Annotated in this window: 15 protein-coding genes; 8 read left to right on the plus strand and 7 right to left on the minus strand. The window is 43.6% G+C overall.

All coding sequences use genetic code 11. The features are described from left to right. Nucleotides 1-17: 17 nt before the first annotated feature. The gene (gene ftsZ / locus DQQ10_RS23795; RefSeq protein WP_112749446.1) at nt 18-1610 is read left to right on the plus strand and encodes a cell division protein FtsZ; all 1593 of its coding nucleotides are present in this window, start codon (nt 18-20) and stop codon (nt 1608-1610) included. Nucleotides 1611-2264: 654 nt separating this feature from the next. Here the strand turns inward: ftsZ and DQQ10_RS23800 are convergent. Genes DQQ10_RS23800 through DQQ10_RS23815 form a run of 4 tightly spaced genes read right to left on the minus strand, consistent with a single transcriptional unit; the run spans nt 2265 to nt 5040 of the window. Beyond that, on the minus strand, nt 2265-2720 hold the full coding sequence (locus DQQ10_RS23800) for an RES family NAD+ phosphorylase (protein ID WP_112749447.1): 456 nt from the start codon (nt 2718-2720) through the stop codon (nt 2265-2267). Further along, a complete protein-coding gene (gene parS / locus DQQ10_RS23805) occupies nt 2717-3136 on the minus strand; it encodes a type II RES/Xre toxin-antitoxin system antitoxin (RefSeq protein ID WP_165824092.1) in 420 nt (139 codons plus the stop codon). The genes DQQ10_RS23800 and parS overlap by 4 nt, the downstream gene beginning before the upstream one ends. 50 nt (nt 3137-3186) lie before the next feature. Then, nucleotides 3187-3822 carry an endonuclease III gene (gene nth, locus DQQ10_RS23810; protein WP_112749449.1) on the minus strand — a complete coding sequence of 212 codons (636 nt, stop codon included), beginning with the start codon at nt 3820-3822 and terminating at the stop codon, nt 3187-3189. Nucleotides 3823-3837: 15 nt separating this feature from the next. Further along, a complete protein-coding gene (locus tag DQQ10_RS23815; protein WP_112749450.1) occupies nt 3838-5040 on the minus strand; it encodes an exo-beta-N-acetylmuramidase NamZ family protein in 1203 nt (400 codons plus the stop codon). 70 nt (nt 5041-5110) lie between these two features. Between DQQ10_RS23815 and DQQ10_RS27800 the strand changes: the two genes are divergently transcribed. Together DQQ10_RS27800 and DQQ10_RS23830 are read left to right on the plus strand one after the other, a co-directional pair. Continuing rightward, complete coding sequence (locus DQQ10_RS27800; RefSeq protein WP_165824094.1) at nt 5111-6331, plus strand: ABC transporter permease; 1221 nt, start codon at nt 5111-5113, stop codon at nt 6329-6331. Nucleotides 6332-6406: 75 nt separating this feature from the next. Then, nucleotides 6407-6964 (plus strand): hypothetical protein, encoded by a 558-nt coding sequence (locus tag DQQ10_RS23830; protein WP_112749451.1) that lies wholly within the window; start codon nt 6407-6409, stop codon nt 6962-6964. 16 nt (nt 6965-6980) lie between these two features. On the opposite strand, the gene DQQ10_RS23835 is transcribed toward DQQ10_RS23830, so the two are convergent. Together DQQ10_RS23835 and DQQ10_RS23840 are read right to left on the minus strand one after the other, a co-directional pair. Further along, complete coding sequence (locus DQQ10_RS23835) at nt 6981-7727, minus strand: polyprenol monophosphomannose synthase (RefSeq protein ID WP_112749452.1); 747 nt, start codon at nt 7725-7727, stop codon at nt 6981-6983. A gap of 185 nt (nt 7728-7912) precedes the next feature. Beyond that, a complete protein-coding gene (locus DQQ10_RS23840; RefSeq protein WP_112749453.1) occupies nt 7913-10039 on the minus strand; it encodes an elongation factor G in 2127 nt (708 codons plus the stop codon). 284 nt (nt 10040-10323) lie between these two features. Between DQQ10_RS23840 and DQQ10_RS28030 the strand changes: the two genes are divergently transcribed. Beyond that, nucleotides 10324-11145, plus strand: a complete 822-nt coding sequence (locus DQQ10_RS28030; protein ID WP_165824096.1) for a DUF4412 domain-containing protein — start codon at nt 10324-10326, stop codon at nt 11143-11145. Nucleotides 11146-11265: 120 nt separating this feature from the next. Next, nucleotides 11266-12054: a hypothetical protein gene (locus DQQ10_RS23855; protein ID WP_112749456.1), complete on the plus strand. Its 789-nt coding sequence runs from the start codon at nt 11266-11268 to the stop codon at nt 12052-12054. Nucleotides 12055-12163: 109 nt separating this feature from the next. Here the strand turns inward: DQQ10_RS23855 and DQQ10_RS23860 are convergent, their stop codons facing one another. After that, the gene (locus DQQ10_RS23860) at nt 12164-13561 is read right to left on the minus strand and encodes a type III PLP-dependent enzyme domain-containing protein (protein ID WP_112749457.1); all 1398 of its coding nucleotides are present in this window, start codon (nt 13559-13561) and stop codon (nt 12164-12166) included. A gap of 334 nt (nt 13562-13895) precedes the next feature. On the opposite strand from DQQ10_RS23860, the gene DQQ10_RS23865 reads away from it, so the two are divergent. From DQQ10_RS23865 to argS, 3 genes are all read left to right on the plus strand, one after another. Beyond that, nucleotides 13896-14858 carry an arginase gene (locus tag DQQ10_RS23865; protein ID WP_112749458.1) on the plus strand — a complete coding sequence of 321 codons (963 nt, stop codon included), beginning with the start codon at nt 13896-13898 and terminating at the stop codon, nt 14856-14858. 121 nt (nt 14859-14979) lie between these two features. Then, nucleotides 14980-15957, plus strand: coding sequence for a deoxyhypusine synthase family protein (locus DQQ10_RS23870; RefSeq protein ID WP_112749459.1), 978 nt, complete (start codon nt 14980-14982; stop codon nt 15955-15957). Nucleotides 15958-16033: 76 nt separating this feature from the next. Further along, a complete protein-coding gene (gene argS, locus DQQ10_RS23875) occupies nt 16034-17821 on the plus strand; it encodes an arginine--tRNA ligase (RefSeq protein WP_112749460.1) in 1788 nt (595 codons plus the stop codon). Nucleotides 17822-17936 lie beyond the last annotated feature (115 nt).

The following is a 17936-nucleotide window of genomic DNA, read 5'->3' on the forward strand; positions in this document are numbered from 1 at the left end:
CTAAATAATAGATAATCATGTTCGAAACTGGATCTTACAAATTTGAAGTTCCCAAACAAAGCGTGACACGCTCGATCATCAAGGTGATCGGTGTTGGCGGCGGGGGAAGCAATGCTGTAAACCATATGTACAAGCAAGGCATCAAAGATGTTGAGTTTGTGGTTTGCAACACTGATAACCAGGCGCTCCTTGGAAGCCCGGTGCCAAATAAATTACAGATCGGAACCAACCTCACGGAAGGTCTCGGCTGTGGTGCAAATCCTGAAGTAGGAAAGAATGCCGCGCTTGAAAGCAAAGAGCAGATTCGCGAAATGCTAACCGGTACCAAAATGGTGTTCGTCACAGCCGGAATGGGGGGCGGAACAGGAACTGGTGCTGCACCTGTCATTGCGAAAATCGCGAAAGACATGGACATCCTCACAGTAGGTATTGTGACGGCGCCGTTCATGTTTGAAGGAAAGAAGAAAATGAATCAGGCTGAACTCGGTATCGATGCGCTCAGAGCGAACTGCGATACTGTGCTCGTGATTCTAAACGATAAACTCAGAGAGATCTTCGGGAACCTCTCGATCAACCAAGCTTTCGCACAAGCCGACAACATTTTAACGACAGCAGCAAAAGGAATTGCCGAAATCATTACCCTCGCAGGTTATGTAAACGTCGATTTTCAAGATGTGCGCACCGTTATGTTGAATGCAGGTGCAGCGGTAATGGGATCAGCAGAAACGCGCGGTGAAGATCGTGCGAAGAAAGCTGCGGAAGGTGCTTTGTCTTCGCCGCTGCTTGACAACCGTGATATCATGGGCGCTAAGAAAATTCTTCTCTCTATCATCTCTGGTGTTGAAGCAGAATTGCAAATGGATGAACTCAGTGAAATCACGGAATACATCCAGGAACAAGCTGGTGATGAAGCTGAGATGATCTTTGGTCACGGTGTTGATCCTGACCTGGGCGATCGTATCCGTGTAACGGTTATCGCTACTGGTTTTCAAAGCAGCGAGTTGAAGGAAAACGCAACTGCAGCGAAGAAGAAAGAAGAGAAAAAGATTCATGACCTCGATCGTTCACAAGGATGGTTGTTTAATAGCAACGCTGATCATACGGTGAACAACACGGTTAATGAATCTCAACGCGACATTGAACTCCGTCGCCGTATCGAAGAGGAGACCAGGAAACAACAACAGAACGATCAGAAATCATCTGAGCGTGAGGTACATTTCTCGGGGCCATTCAACCGTACGGAACAGCAACAGCCTGTGAACACCGATGATGATGGTGAAGAAGGCTTGTTCAGAGACGATGAGTTCGACGTTACCTCAAACTACGGAGATCAAACCATCAATGACGATGGTATGATGGAACTTCGTTCAACTAAACAAAGACTCCAGCAACAAGCTGAAGAACGCAAAGAAAAGTTGAAGAAGGCTCGTAAAGGTGAGATGACTAAAGATGAGTTCAATGAGAAATGGTCATTGCCGGCATACCTTAGAAGAGGTGTGAAGATGAATGATGTACCGCACTCATCCGAACAGTTTATTTCGAAGTATAACCTGAATGACGATAACAATCTTTTAGGTAACAATAAGTTTCTCCACGATAACGTGGACTAGACTCGTAGCACGTAACGCGTAGCTCGAGGCTTTGAAGGTATGGCATTTCCGACGCGACTGGTGATTTACTCCATTCGTAGTGGTTGTTGGTTGTAAATATTTTTTGCCGGTGTCGGAATGCCAATTTTTTACAGTGAAGTAGGCGCGCCTTTTTTGTTTGCAGTTTTTTCTTCAGCAAATGCGCGCAAGTGATGCCGAACGTTGACCGCGTTCGGCATCTGCTTTTTACGGCGTTCAGCATTCAGGTATGGGTCTCTGCCTCGTCAGTGTTTAACTACGATAATGGATGGCAGATAATGTATGGCGCTGCGAAATGTTGTACATGCCGATGCTGTTGATCAATCACTTCAAAAGAAAAATTCATTCGGCAATGTCAGAGAAAATGAAACTCGTCCTGGGTTTTATCAGCGCACTAGTAACTGCAGCGGCAATCACTTTTTAAATGTTTATGCTTCCCGGCGCAGAAGAATTACTATTGGGGTGGTGCCGTAATTTTCAGTTTTGGATTTCTACCATTTCTGTTCTTCACGATGTACAAGAAATCCATAGCATAGCTGTGTTGAAACCCATGCCTGATCTCCAACAACCTAATACCTAATACCTAATACCTAATACCTAATACCTAATACCTAATACCTAATCTCCAATACTCAACTACTTATTCTCAATTAAAGTTAATCGCTTATCCAGCAGAATGCTTTTTGAGTCTTGTAGTTTGATTTGATAGGCCGACTCGTGACGCGGGTTGATGATGTAGTTGTAGGCGTCAGAGATAAGCGCAGAAGGCACTTTCATCAAGAGATGCGAATTGTTTTTGGCAAACTGATCACCTACTGCCCGCGTTGCTTCTTCATCTTTATACCATGTTTTCGAGAGTTTGGGAATGTAGGGTTCGATACCGTCAGGAACTTCGATTCCCATCATCACATAATCTTTTCCAATTTGTTCCAAAGGAATTCTGATGGCGATTTCCAATGCCGCGAGAATGTTGTTCTCTGCCGTATATACGAGAAATGTTCCCGGATTATTCCAGCGCCCGCCGTACATGGAAGCGCCGGTTCCGCTGAGATCCTTAGACCACTTCGATAAACAACAACGATAAAGAATCATGCAAGGATACCGTGTTCGATTCTTCCAAGTGTTCGCAGTATTTCATCAATACCACGACGCGTGTTAATTAGCTCGATGGGTTTCTCTCCATGGAAATCAATGGAAGGACGATTGAGCCATTCGTTGAAGTACTCAAGTGAATTAAAAATTTCTTTTCCTTTAGCGTATAATTCTGCAAGGTGAATTAACCGATCGCTGATATACAAACGCAAACGTTCTTTTGGTTTGTAATTGTCAAGTGTACGTTTTGTTACATCCAGGTAGTTGAACAAACGACGCTCATCGAGGTTTACTTGGGTCATAAAGAAAACAAGGGATTGCTTTGGAAGCCCCTCTTCCGCTAGATCGTCAAGGTCTTTTGGTTTGCCGAGAACTTTACTGCCACCCAATAAATCGGTAATCTTGTTCTTTGTCATAACCGGAAAATTTTCTATAAAGCTAACGAAAATTTTCCAAATATGGTTCGCTAGTCCCGCAGGTCTTTGCGCATGTACTTCGAACAGATTGGGCATTCCGTCCAAATATGGCCTCTGGCAGGGCAAAACGCCCTTCCAAAATAGATAATTTGTAAATGCGCTACATTCCATTTTGACTCCGGAATAAGTCTTTTCAAATCTTTTTCCGTCTGCTCAACACTTTTCCCATTGGTTAAACCCCAACGGTAAGCCAACCGATGAATGTGTGTGTCGACCGGAAAGGCAGGAATGTTAAACCATTGTGTCATCACTACCGAGGCAGTCTTGTGTCCTACAGCAGGCAGAGACTCGAGCGCTTCAAAAGTATTGGGAACTTCTCCATTGTACCGATCGATAAGTATTTGTGACAGCCCATGTATCCCCTTAGACTTCATCGGAGACAATCCACAAGGTTTGATGATCTCTCGAATTTCCTCCACCGACAACTTTATCATATCGTATGGATTATCGGCCATTTTGAAAAGCGACGGCGTCGTTTTGTTTACGCGCTCATCGGTACATTGTGCCGATAATAAAACAGAAATCAACAGTGTATACGCATCCTTATGATGAAGGGGGACTTCGGGTTTAGGAAAATGTTTATCTAAAATATTTAAGATGTCGCTTACTTTTTCCGCTTTTGTCATAATGACCAATAGGCTTTAAGGATACAATAAATATTTTGCGCGCATCTTTTCATATTGGGCAAGACCATCTTTCCACGAGTCGCGAATTTGTGCTTCGGTCAATCCGTCTTTCAATTGTTTTTTGAAAACATCATTTCCCATGATTTTATCAAACATTCCAATGAAGAATTTGTCTTTCTCGGGATACGCCTTATACATTTCAAAGATGTACTGCAGATCGATTTTGTCAGTCGGCACACTGGCTTGTCGAAGGTCTAATCCATAACACAGCTTATTCTCGTGCGGAGGATTAACCGCTACACCAGGCATATTGATCGGCGTGAATTGGAATGCATAAGATTTTAGCAGTGGGTTTCCTAGAACTTGAAAGGGGAATTCTGTTCCTCGTCCAATGCTGATCACAGTTTGTTCCAATAGACAAACGGATGGATATAGTTTGATCGACTGTTGGTTCGGAAGGTTGGGAGAAGGTTTCACCGGAAGTACATACTCGTCATGATGTTTCCAGCCGTGGACCTTGACGATCTTCAGCTCACATTTTTTTCCGCCTGCAAGCCAGCCTTCTCCGTTGATCATCTGCGCGAGCTCAGCAACGGTTAACCCATGAACGATTGGAATAGCATGCATACCAACGAACGATTTGAATGCGGGTTGAAGAATAGGTCCGTCGAAATACCCGCCATGCGGATTAGGACGATCGAGCACAATGAGCTGCTTATTGTTTTCAGCACAAGACTCCATCATGTAATGCATGGTGCTGATGTAAGTATAGAAACGTGCACCCACGTCTTGTATGTCGAAAATGATTACGTCGACATCGGCAACTTGTGCAGTTGTGGGTTTTCGGTTTGCGCCATAAAGTGATACAATCGGAAGTCCCGTTTTTGTATCCACGCCATCTTTTACGTGCTCGCCGTTAGCTGCCATCCCGCGAAATCCATGCTCTGGCGCGAAGATCTTCCGTATGGTAACACCGAGACTGATCAGTGTGTCTGCGAGGTGAGTTTGATTATTGACCAACGATGTATGATTCACCACCAATGCCACATTTTTTCCCTTTGTGAGCGGCAGAATTTTGTCGAGCTGATCGGCTCCCATCAATACTTTGCTGGGCACTGTGGCAGCTCCTGAGGGCGATTCAACTGTTGGACGCGGTGGTTGGCCCGTGCATTGGCATGTCCACAGAACAAGCAGAACGAAGGTCGATATTCTAATCATAAGACGGCGAGTGTTGGTTGAGACGGAATGTTATTCTATTTTGCGACAACGCCGAAAAGTTAGTAAGAAATTGAACCTTTCGTATTTCATATCCAAAAGAATCACGCGCGAACAGAAAGAGGGTTTTGCTTCAACGATTCACACCATCGCCATTGTGATTATTAGCGTTGGATTGGCAGCAGCCATCATTTCGTTTCTGGTGATGAAAGGTTTTCAAAATACGGTGAAAGAAAAAATATTCTCCTTCACGGGACACCTCCTCATTCAGAAACAATCGCTTGAACGTTCGATGGAAGAGGAACCGTTTAACTTTTATACACCTGCCTTTACCAATCCACAAGGCAACGATAATATTCGTCACAGCCAAGAGTATGCGCACAAAGTTGGTATTGTAAAGGCTCAAGATGAAGTACTCGGCGTCGTGTTAAAAGGCGTTGGTAAGAGTTTCGATCAGAAGAGCTTTGAGCCGTACTTGATAGAGGGGAAGTTTATCAAATTTCCAGACTCCGCGTATTCTAATCAGGTTGTGGTAAGTAAAATAATTGCCGATAAGTTACGCGCAAAAGTAGGTGACGACTTGGGCGTTCACTTCCTTCAAAATCCACCGCGCTTTCGGAAATTGAAAATCGCAGGCATCTATCAAACACATTTGTCTGAATACTTCGATAGTAAGATTATCATTGGCGATATACGCTTGATCAGAAGGTTGAATGATTGGTCGGACAGTCTAGCGGGTGGTGTGGAGATTTTTTTGCATGATGTCGAAAAGGTTGACGCGACGCAGGAATGGGTAGGGGAGTCGATGGATTTCGATTTGGATGTTCAGAAGATTAGCGATCTGTATATGCAGGTATTTGAATGGCTAAATCTAGTAAGTAGGCAGGTGAACATGATATTGGCCATCATTCTCCTTGTGATATGTGTAAATATGGTTTCTATTGTGCTGATCTTGGTAATGGAGCGTACGCAAATGATCGGCATGCTAAAGGCGCTGGGCGCGAGTAATGGCGCCGTGCGATCTGTTTTTATTTTTCAGGGCATGAATCTGATCTTAAAGGGCCTTTTTTGGGGTAACGTTCTTGGGCTTTCATTGTGTTTCATTCAAGATCAGTTCAAAATAGTGAAGCTGAATCCGCACGATTATTACATGGAATTCGTGCCCATTAGCTGGAATTGGGAAGTTGTAGGTTTGCTGAACCTGCTTACATTTGCAGTCGTTACGTTGGTTTTATTGTTGCCTACAATGGTTATTTCCAGGATTAACCCAATACGGGCTATTAGGTTTGATTAATAGCGTTTAAACTCTAATATATTTTATACCTTTGTAGATGTAAGGAGCCCACCTTATATCCGAAATGTTACTGTTATGCAGCTTAAATTTAAAAATCCGGTAAGACCGGACTTGACCTCTACTATCCAAAAAAGGAACCGCAGATTGCAGGCATTCTTTAACGCTAAGAATCTTGACATCCGGTTACATGGCGATGCCCAAAATCCACTGATGGTGTTGTGTGGTTGTGTTGGTTTATCCGCTTACGTTCACAATTTTGATTTGCGTATGCTCGACAAACCCAATCAAGGTGAAGTGATGAAAATCTTCAAGCTTACCGAGATTGTGCAAGGAACCCGCGAAGAAGTTGTGGAATGGCTTCAGAAGTACCCGCAAATGCCATTGTACCGCATTCAGCACGCTGGAAGCAAACTTTTCCTTTGTGGTTTTAACTTTGTTGACCGCGAACAAAAGCTTGGACGCTATCCTGTTTTTGCACGTGAAGACTATCATATCTACAAGCAGAAAGAAGCTGCGGAAGATATTCTGAACATGCTGAAGGAAGATGGCTACGAAGCGGAAATCACCGAGCCAGATTTAGAACTTGTGAAGTCTCACGTAGGCCCGATCTCTTTCGTTGGTTTGGAAGACTAAAAGTTTGTCAAGCAGTTTATCCTACCGGGATATATTTCTTGAACCAACTTTGAATGGTCATTTGCAAAACGCCGAAGAAGGCTTCTTTGAAGATGCCAGCAGACATCTTTGACTCTCCTCGTGTGCGGTCGGTGAAGATGATAGGTACCTCTTGGAGATTAAAACCGAATTTCCAGGCTAGGAATTTCATTTCTATTTGAAATGCATAACCTACAAACTTGATCTCGTCCAGCGGGATGGTCTGCAGCACCTTCCGGCGATAGCAAACAAAACCTGCTGTCGTATCTTTTACCGGGATGCTCGTAATCAGGCGCACATAGGTACTAGCAAAATATGACAGTAGTACGCGGCCCATCGGCCAGTTCACAACGTTCACGCCAGTCGCATATCGCGAGCCAATAGATACATCGGCTCCGCGCGCTTCACATGCGGTATGTAAATGCACCAAGTCTTTCGGATCATGCGAAAAATCCGCATCCATCTCCAAAATGTAATCGTAATTTTTTTCCAGCGCATACTTAAAGCCGGTGATGTAGGCCGTACCCAATCCAAGCTTTCCAGAACGTTTATACAGTTGAAGTCTATTCTCAGTGGTGTTGTAAACTTGCTGGAGTTCTTCAACAATCTGCCCTGTTCCGTCTGGCGAATTGTCGTCAACAATCAGTAAGTGAAATGATTTTGGTAGTGCAAAGACAGCATCAATGATCGCTCGGATATTCTCCCGCTCATTGTAGGTGGGTATAATGACAATCGCGTTTTGCACAGCCTAATGGTTCCTAACAAAACTAGGAAAAACACCACTTTAAACAATCGTTTTCCAACGCCGAAAATGCTTTTTCGACGGTCTTTCGATCGATAGCCTGTTTTTTTAGACATCTTGGCGTAGTGTGTCGGCGTGTTCGTGTTGATACACTTTTGTCCGCGTCAACACGCCAACATTTGCAACCATCAAACTACTGCCGCCTCGTGATTCATCTTTGCTAATTTCAGTTGATGATCCGTAGGCACAGGTGCATACTCGGCAAATGTCTGTGTGAAATTGGCACGTCCCTGCGATAATGAACGCAGTGCCGTCGAATAACGATCAAGTTCTGCCAGCGGCGTTCTGGCTTTGATCACTTGAAAATTTTCGGCACCATCCATCCCCATGATCAACGATCGTCGTGTTTGCAGATCGCTCATCACTTCGCCCATCACTTCTTCCGGCAACCTGATTTCAACATCATAAATTGGTTCGAGTAATTGTGGCTCTGATTTTAAGAAGGCTTCTTTAAAGGCCATCATTCCCGCAATCTTGAATGAGATGTCATTGGAATCGACTGGATGCATCTTTCCATCGAATACCATCACGCGTACATCACGCACATAAGATCCTGTGATCGGACCTTCTTCCATTTTTTCCATCACACCTTTTAATATCGAGGGAATGAAACGCGCATCGATTACGCCGCCGACAATACAATTATAGAAGACGAGTTTGCCGCCCCATTCGAGATCGATTTCCTCTTTGCCGCGCACCGAGTACTCTGTTGGTTCCGGCATGCCTTCATAGTAGGGCTCGATTTTTAGATGAACTTCACCAAATTGTCCTGCGCCTCCGGATTGTTTTTTATGCCGATACATCGCTGATGCCGACCGTCGAATAGTTTCGCGGTAAGATATTCTCGGTGTTACAAACTCGATATTCAATTTGTAAACATTTTCGAGATACCATTTGCACATCGCCAGGTGTAATTCTCCTTGTGCGGAAATGATGAGTTGCTTCAACTCCTTCGCGTAAGCAACTTCAATCGTCGGATCTTCCTGATGAATACGATGAAGAACTTCGCCGATCTTTTCATCGTCATTTTTGCTTTTGGCGACGACTGCCGTTCGAATGCGTGGCGCCGGAAACTCAATCGGCTGAATGGTGATGTTGTGCCCTTTTGCATGAAGCGTTTGATTCGTAAAAGTATCCTTTAATTTTAACGTCGCACCGATGTCGCCAGCAACAAGTTTGTCAATAGTGTGTCGCGTCTTACCATCCATAATAAAAAGTTGATGAATTCGCTCCGCTGTACCGGACGCACTGTTTATCAATTCATCGCCAACTGCGATTTCCCCAGTGATCACTTTAAAGAAAGATAACTTTCCTAAGTTAGGCTCAAGGTGTGTTTTGAAAATGAAAATACAAGTAGGTTGTGTTCTATCGAAAGGAACAGGTATTCCACCTGTAGACAACTCAGGTTGGGCTTCTTGTGGCGTTGGTGCTACATTGTCGATAAAACCCATCATACGACCGCTTCCCATATTCTTTCTTGCAGACATAACAAAAACAGGAAATACATCATGTCTGACCATTCCGATCTTTAACCCTTCGCGCATTTCGTCTTCATCGAGCGTGCCTTTTTCAAAATAGTGTTCCATGAGTTTCTCATCGTTCTCGGCCGCTTTTTCGACCAACGCATTGTGTAATTCATTCGCGCGTTCTAGCTCTGCTTCTGGAATGGCTAGCTTTTCCGGTTTACCACCGCCTTCCGGAAATTTGTACATCACCATTTTCAACAAGTCAACGATCGCGCTAAACCCTTCGCCTGTGGTGAGCGGATATTGCATTTGCGTGACGGCGCTACCAAATGTTTTTTGAAGCGACTCCAGTGCATCGTCAAAGTTTGCTTTCGGATGATCTACCTGATTGATGGCAAAGATGGTAGGCTTTTGAAAACGGTCGACGTAATTCCAAACGAGCTCTGTGCCCACTTCTACGCCGTGTTGTGCGTTGATGACCATCACGCAAGTGTCCGCTACGCGTACAGAAGAAATCATCTCACCAATGAAATCGTCGAAGCCAGGCGTATCGATGATGTTAATCTTGTAGTCTTTCCATTCGGTATGGAGCGATGTTGCGAAAACAGAGTTACCTCTTTCTTGTTCAATGTCGTGATAGTCGGATACGGTGTTTTTACTTTCAATGGTGCCACGCCGATGCGTGATACCGGCTTCAAATAGCATGTCTTCGGCCAGCAAAGTTTTGCCAGCCTTAGGCGCGCCCAACAGAACAATGTTCTTCAGATGTTTTTCATCGAATACTTTCATGGCGGTAATGTTTTGGTGGAACGATAGATTTTAAAACAGACGGATGCCAGGCTTCGGTAAGCTTCAATAAAAAGACGCTCGACTGAAGTGATTTCATAGGCAAGCGATTAAGGAGATTGGAAAGGAAGGAAATGTGAAATGAATATACTCTAAATAATCGGATTTGACTATTTGGTTATTGCTTTTCGTCAATTCGATGAGCATGCGTTAAACAGCTGTAAACTGCTTTCGGTTTAAGTTTTCTGTTTTAAGGTTTCTCTATCTTAGCATCAAATTCAATCATCATGAAAAATGTATTAACCCTCTTTGCATTTCTTTTTTGCTTCGCTTCTTACGCACAAAATTTCGAAGGTATCATTAAGTGGACTATCACCACCGAAATCACAGACCCGGAAACAAAAGCTAAAATGGAAGAAGCATCGAAGAAGATCGCCGATCCGAATAATCAAGCCAAGATGCGCGAATTGCAAACAAAAATGAATGATCCCGAATTCAAGAAGATGATGGAGGCGAACCCTCAGATGAAAACGCAAGTGGAAGCAGCTTTGAAAATGATGCAAGGTGGAGGTCTACAGAATATGCTGCCATCAGGGTATGAGACGCATCTCAAGAAACAGGATATGCTCACGAAGATTCAAGGCGGTGTTGCCGACAAACAAACCATGTTGTATTTGAAGGATAAGGACAAAGTATACAGCATCAACCACGATGCGAAAACATTTAGTGTACTACCTAATGGAGAGAAAGGCGCAGTTGAGAAAGATGCCAAAGTGACTAAAACAACAGAGACCAAAAAGATATTGAATTACAATTGCTCGAAGTATGTGATCGAGTCGGAGATCAATGGTAAAAAATTTAGTCACATTGTTTGGGCAACGAATGAGATCAAGAATATTGATTACAAATCTTTTTCAAAGCATCGTTATCAGGGAAGTAAGGTATTTTCATTTGAAAAGATTGATGGCGTTCCATTGCTGATGGAGATTAATTCTAAGGAGGGAAAAATGACGATGGAGGCGGTACAATTAAAAGAACAGACTTTGCCGGCAGAAGAGTTTGTGGTGCCTGCTGCCTACAAAGAAGTTCCACCTGCGTTTGGGTTTTGACCTTTTGCCTAACAATCAATGTTAACATAGATCAATAAATAACAAAACTAGAAGTACACACCGTACACACATTATTGCGGCTACCGCGCTTCGATTATCTTCGTTGGAAAATAAACCCCTATGAAGATAATCGTTTTACTGTTTCTAGTCAGTGTATCAAGTTCTCTCTACGCGCAAAATTTCGAAGGTATTGTTAAAGTCGCCGATCGTGTTCAAGTTGGTAGTGCTGAAGAAACGCAAGCCATGGAAGAACGTGTGAAAGGACCATTACGCAAAGAAATCGCGAAGAAAAAAAAGAAGCTTAATAGTAAGTCGCTTACGCCCGCGCAAAGGGCGTCGCTAGCAGCGGAAATAAAAAGTCAAGAAGAAACGATCAGCCTTCCACTAATGTCGAATATTGTTGAAGTTTGCGTCAAGAATCGGAATTTCTGTTTAAAGTTTCGCAATGGAACTTCTGCTAACCTCATGCTCGATAGTGCCAGTAAAGTGTATGACATCTCTCATAATAGGAAGACGTTTCAGGTGGATGATACCAAGCCTTTTTCAACATTTGGCAATGCGCCCGAGGTAATAAAAACTTCTGAAATGGCTACATTCATGAATACATCATGTGTGAAGTATGTTGTTAAGAGCACCGATCAAGAGAAGAAGGCTGTCGGTACATTTTGGGTTGCGCCCGATATCAAAGACGTGGAGTGGAAGTATGTGCTCATGTTTGAAGACGAGGATAGTACGTTGTTCAGTCAAATCGTAGGCCTTCCACTAAAAGTAGAAGTCATCTCTGGGAATGTAGCTTTTTTTAAAGATGTGCTGTCGATCGAAAGAATAGCCGTTGCAGACTCAAACTTCGAAATTCCGGCTGGCTACCAAGAGATCTTGCCCACAGCCGACACGAAGAAAGAAAAGTAGAACGCTGATAACATTAAAAAAGGCAGCCTATTGAGACTGCCTTTTTATTTTATATCTGTATCTCAATGTATTGACATCAGCACGTCAACACACAAACATCTTAAACACGTTAGGAAGAATATCCCAACACCTTCAACATACTTTCACTTGTTTGTTCTGAAGCGAAAAGTTTTGTTGTGATTTCTCCATCTTCATTGCGGTCGATAAGCACATGCTTCGGTGCAGGTACAAGGCAATGTTGAATTCCACCGTATCCACCAAGTGATTCCTGATAAGCCCCCGTGTGGAAGAAGCCAATATACAACGGCTCTTCATCGTTGATCATCGGCAAGAATACTTCGCCAGTGTGGGCTTCAGAGTTATAGTAATCCATACTGTCGCAGGTCAAGCCACCCATGTTCACTTTGTGATATGGATCATCCCATTTGTTAAGCGCGAGCAACACATACTTTTGGTTCAATCCCCACGCATCCGGTAAGTGTGTGATGAACGATCCATCGATCATATACCACAGCTCTTTATCGTTTTGGAGTTTTTGATCGATTACGTTATACAGTACCGCGCCACTTTCACCAACGGTATAGCTACCGAATTCGGTGAAGATGTTTGGTACAGGAACGTTGTTCTTATCACAAATCCACTTGATGTTTTCAACGATCTGTTCGATCATGTATTTGTAATCGTAGTGGAATGTCAATGATGTCTTGATTGGGAATCCACCACCAATATCGATCGAGTCGAGTGTTGGGCAGATCTTTTTCAATTCGCAATACTTGAATACAAAGCGGCTGAGTTCGCTCCAGTAGTACGCGGTGTCTTTGATACCGGTATTGATGAAGAAGTGAAGCATCTTCAGGGATGCTTTGCTGCTGGTTTCAATTTTTTCTTTGTAGAAATTGTTGATGTCGCTGTAGCGTATGCCCAGACGTGAAGTATAGAATTCGAATTTCGGTTCTTCGTCGGCCGCGACGCGAATACCTACTTGGTAGGGGCCAGTTACGTTTTGCTCGTAGGCATCGATCTCGCCCATCTTATCAAGGATCGGAACGCAGTTTTTGAAACCGTCATTCAACAATTCCGAAATGTACTGGGTGTAGAGTGGCATTTTGAAGCCATTGCATAGGATATAAGTATCCTTATTTATTTTTCCTTTGCTATAAAGCGATCTGACGATCGGAATATCAAAAGAAGAAGACGTTTCGATGTGAACGTCATTGTTTTTGGTAGCCTCCTCAAGGACGAAAGAAAAATGAGAAGATTTAGTACAATAGCAGTAAGTGTATTTGCCGTTGTACTTGAACTTTTCCATGGCGCTATTAAAAAGAGCCTGGACAGACCGAATATTCTCGCTAATTCTTGGGAGGTAGGTCAATTTTAGGGGGGTACCATACTCTTTTATGATCTCCATTACGGGAACATCATTAAAAAGCAATTCGTGGTCGCGGACCTTAAATTCTTTCTGAGGAAACTCAAAAGTTTGCTCAATAAGTTCGCGGTAGCTCTTCATCTATCGTTAAAACCTCCTTTAGCCGGCAGGCAGGCTTATCGTTTGTGTTTAAAGATGATTACTCGGCTTTTCGTTATACTCATTACCTTTTCGTTAGGTTTTTGTAAAACCGGCCAATTAGGGCGATGAATACCGTTTCGGGCTTTATAAAGGGTGCAATATTGTGATAAATTTGCCATCTTTGCAATACACATTCAGAACCATGGTTAATCGATTTTTCTGTATCCCGTTTGTTGAGGCTCACGCCTTACCCGACTTCTAAAGGGCGGGCAGAAAGAACGTTTTTTACATCCAACGGTTAACCTATTATTCATCAACCATAATTGCATTTGTCGTGAAAGAGTTAAAGATCATTGAAGTGAAGTCCGAAATCGGTGCCGGAACGCGTGGCGCCAGTCTGGGCGTAGAAGCAATGAAGATTGCCAGCCTCGACCTCAATTCCGATTTTTTTAAACAGCATGAATCCGTAGAAGTAGAGAACGTTAACGAACTCCTTTTTGATGGTGCAAAACATTCTTACGCCAAGTTTATCGACGGTGTAATGATCATGGAAGAAAGGGTATGCCTCGAAGTATACGAGCAAATCTTTGACGAATTTTTTCCGATCATCATGGCCGGCGATCATAGCACGTCATATGGAACAATTGCCGGTATCAAAAAAGCTCACCCCAAAGCAAGGCTTGGCGTGATTTGGATCGATGCCCATGCCGATATCCATACACCATTCACAACACCATCGGGTAACATGCACGGTATGGCACTTGCCATGGCAACAGGCATGGATAACCTTGAATGTAAAGTGAATGACCCGCGCGGCGAAACTCAAGAACTATGGGAGCAACTTAAGAACGTGGGCATGCCTGGACCGAAAGTTCTTCCTGAAGATATCGTCTACATTTCCGTTCGCGACCTTGAGAAACCTGAGAACTATCTCATCAATAAATACAACATCAACTTCATTGAAACGGAAGATGTGAAAAAAGCAGGACCAGCTGCGAGTGCAAAACGCGCCCTCGAGATGCTTGACCACTGCGATTTCATTTACGTTTCATTCGATGTCGATAGCATTGATAGCCGCGTGTCAGCTGGAACGGGTACACCTGTTCCGAATGGTCTAACCGTTGAAGAAGCTAAAATATTAAATGCTGAACTCGCCAAAGATCATAAAGTGTGCGCCTGGGAAATCGTTGAAGTAAATCCAACGCTTGACACAGAAAACCGAATGGCCGAGAGTGCCTTCGAAATTTTGGAGGCGACGGCGAAATCTATTGTGAACCGGCCGGTATTGGCGGAATAGACGATAGAAGGTGACATTATAAGAAAGAGGGGAGACCTGTCGACCGGAATGAAATGAAGGTTGGGGTAACTTCCCTCTTTTTATTTATTTTCGCCCCTGAATTTGAACTTATCGATAAGACATGAGCCAAAACAGACCGATTTCATCATTTATTGAGAAACACTACCTCCACTTCAACGCAGCAGCTTTAGTGGATGCAGCAAAAGGTTATAAGAAACACCTTGCCGAAGGAAAAAAAATGATGGTCACCCTTGCCGGTGCCATGAGTACAGGCGAACTAGGGATCAGTTTTGCTGAAATGATCCGCCAAGATAAAGTGCATATCATCTCTTGTACAGGTGCAAACCTAGAAGAGGATATCATGAATCTTGTAGCGCACTCACACTATCGCCGCATTCCAAACTACCGCGATCTCACGCCAGAACAAGAGTGGGAGCTTTTGGGCAATCACCTTAACCGCGTGACCGATACTTGTATCCCTGAAGAAGAAGCTTTCAGAAGATTGCAAGCACATCTTTTCAAAGTTTGGAAAGATGCTGAAGATAACGGCGAGCGTTTATTTCCGCACGAGTTCATGTTCCGCATGATCAACAGCGGCGACTTGAAACAATACTATGAGATCGATCCGAAGAATTCCTGGATGATCGCTGCAGCAGAAAAGAATATGCCGATGGTCGTTCCCGGTTGGGAAGACTCAACCATGGGTAACATCTTCGCTTCTTATGTGTTGACTGGCGAATTGAAAGCAAGCACCATGAAGTCGGGTATCGAATACATGGTATGGCTCGCAGACTGGTATACAGAAAATGCAGGCACTGAAGGTATCGGTTTCTTCCAAATTGGTGGCGGTATCGCTGGTGACTTTCCGATTTGCGTTGTTCCAATGCTTCACCAGGATCTCGAGCGTGACAACGTTCCTTTCTGGAGCTACTTCTGCCAGATCAGCGACTCTACGACAAGTTATGGTTCATACTCAGGCGCAGTTCCCAACGAAAAAATCACTTGGGGTAAACTGAGTATTGAAACACCGAAATACATCGTTGAATCAGATGCGACCATTGTAGCGCCACTGATCTTCGCGTATGTATTAGAGTGGTAATCCGAAATAATAGAATCAATCATTTTAGCTGAAGCAATTTCTCCGAACGGAATTGCTTCAGTCATTTATAAGAATCATGAATCTCGATCAACTTCTTCGTTCAGAAATCCAGAAAGCTGTTACTGCAGTTTTTCAACAACAAATCGATAATCTTCAACTTCAACCTACCAATGCAGAGTTCGAAGGATCACATACTTTGGTGTGCTTTCCGCTGACTAAAATTTCACGCAAAGGTCCTGAAGAAACTGCGCGCATGGTGGGCGACTATCTCGTGCAAAATGCGGGCATCGTAGCACGCTTCAATGTTGTAAAAGGGTTTTTGAACATCGTGTTGAATGATTCTGTTTGGGTGAATGTATTGCAGAACATCTATGCGAATAAGCAATACGGACAACTTCCATCGAATGGTCAGGAGATCATGATCGAGTATTCTTCACCGAATACAAACAAGCCATTGCACTTAGGTCACTTGAGAAATAATTTCTTAGGATGGAGTGTAAGCGAAATCTACAAAGCGAATGGATACAATGTGCACAAAGTACAGATCATCAACGATCGGGGTATTCACATTTGTAAGTCGATGGCTGCGTGGGTTCTTTATGGTGATGGTGAAACACCGAAAAGCTCTGGCGTAAAAGGAGATCACCTCGTTGGAAAATATTATGTGGAATTCAACAAGGCATATGTTGCTCAGGTAAATGCTTTGGTGGAGAAAGGTTCTACAAAAGAAGATGCAGAGAAGAATGCGCCCATCATGCAGATGGCTTCTGAAATGCTTCGCAAGTGGGAACAGAAAGATTCCGAGACCGTCGAGCTCTGGAAGACGATGAACGGCTGGGTATATGAAGGCTTCAATGAGACGTACAAAAAAATGGGCGTCGATTTTGAAAAGCTTTATTATGAATCCGATACTTATCTGCTCGGGAAAGAAGAAGTGTTGAAAGGCCTTGAATCCGGTGTGTTCTTCAAGAAGGAAGACGGTTCAGTGTGGGTTGATCTTACGGGAGATGGACTCGATCAAAAAGTGCTTCTTCGTGCCGATGGTACTTCTGTTTATATGACACAGGATATTGGTACGGCGATTCTTCGCTTCAGAGATTTTCCAAACATCACCGGACAAGTATATACTGTAGGGAATGAACAGGAATATCATTTCAAAGTATTGTTCTTAATCTTGAGCAAACTTGGATACGATTGGGCGAAACGTTGCTATCATTTGTCTTATGGCATGGTCGATCTCCCTACCGGGAAAATGAAATCGAGAGAAGGCACTGTGGTAGATGCGGACGATCTTATTCAGGAGATGGTTACGGAAGCGGAGAAACAAACCCGTGAACTGGGCAAGCTTGATGGTGTAAGTGCTGACGATGCACATAAGTTATTCAACATGATTGGCCTATCGGCATTGAAATTCTTCCTGCTGAAAGTTGACCCGAAGAAAAGAATGCTCTTCGATCCGAATGAGTCTATTCAATTACAAGGATTCACCGGGCCATTTATTCAATATACACATGCGCGTATCAAGGCGATTCTTCGTAAAGCAGAATCGTTGAACTTGTCGATCAGCGCTGATGACTTGAGTGCTATAACATCGCTTGAGCCAGCGGAGCGTGATGCGTTGCAAGTATTGAATTCTTTCGAATCAAAATTGAAAGAAGCTGCAAAAGATTATTCTCCTGCCGTAATCGCCAACTATGCATATGATCTGGCGAAACAGTACAATCAATTCTATCAGAACATTCCAATCTTCAATGAAGCAGATCAGGCGAAGCTGAAATTCAGAATAGCGTTATCGTCATCCATTGCGAATGCTGTTAAGAAAAGTATGGCGTTATTGGGGATAGAAGTGCCTGAAAGAATGTAAGGCGATAGCTGCGAATTACGAGCTACGTGCTGCGAGTTTTACGAGTTTGCTGTTCACGGTTGCGCTAAGTTGCGCCAAGGAAGAGAAAGTTTCGCGAAGAGTTTTTGCTTTGCGA

The organism is Pseudochryseolinea flava (assembly GCF_003286915.1).
GTDB classification, from domain to species: Bacteria; Bacteroidota; Bacteroidia; order Cytophagales; family Cyclobacteriaceae; genus Ohtaekwangia; species Ohtaekwangia flava.

Coding starts and splice junctions, on each gene's coding strand:
- DQQ10_RS23830 (WP_112749451.1), top strand. CDS start 6,407: ATGCAGCTTAAATTTAAAAATCCGGTAAGACCGGACTTGACCTCTACT.
- DQQ10_RS23870 (WP_112749459.1), top strand. CDS start 14,980: ATGAGCCAAAACAGACCGATTTCATCATTTATTGAGAAACACTACCTC.
- DQQ10_RS23855 (WP_112749456.1), top strand. CDS start 11,266: ATGAAGATAATCGTTTTACTGTTTCTAGTCAGTGTATCAAGTTCTCTC.
- DQQ10_RS23860 (WP_112749457.1), bottom strand. CDS start 13,561: ATGAAGAGCTACCGCGAACTTATTGAGCAAACTTTTGAGTTTCCTCAG.
- DQQ10_RS23840 (WP_112749453.1), bottom strand. CDS start 10,039: ATGAAAGTATTCGATGAAAAACATCTGAAGAACATTGTTCTGTTGGGC.
- DQQ10_RS23815 (WP_112749450.1), bottom strand. CDS start 5,040: ATGATTAGAATATCGACCTTCGTTCTGCTTGTTCTGTGGACATGCCAA.
- argS (WP_112749460.1), top strand. CDS start 16,034: ATGAATCTCGATCAACTTCTTCGTTCAGAAATCCAGAAAGCTGTTACT.
- nth (WP_112749449.1), bottom strand. CDS start 3,822: ATGACAAAAGCGGAAAAAGTAAGCGACATCTTAAATATTTTAGATAAA.
- ftsZ (WP_112749446.1), top strand. CDS start 18: ATGTTCGAAACTGGATCTTACAAATTTGAAGTTCCCAAACAAAGCGTG.
- DQQ10_RS28030 (WP_165824096.1), top strand. CDS start 10,324: ATGAAAAATGTATTAACCCTCTTTGCATTTCTTTTTTGCTTCGCTTCT.
- parS (WP_165824092.1), bottom strand. CDS start 3,136: ATGACAAAGAACAAGATTACCGATTTATTGGGTGGCAGTAAAGTTCTC.
- DQQ10_RS23800 (WP_112749447.1), bottom strand. CDS start 2,720: ATGATTCTTTATCGTTGTTGTTTATCGAAGTGGTCTAAGGATCTCAGC.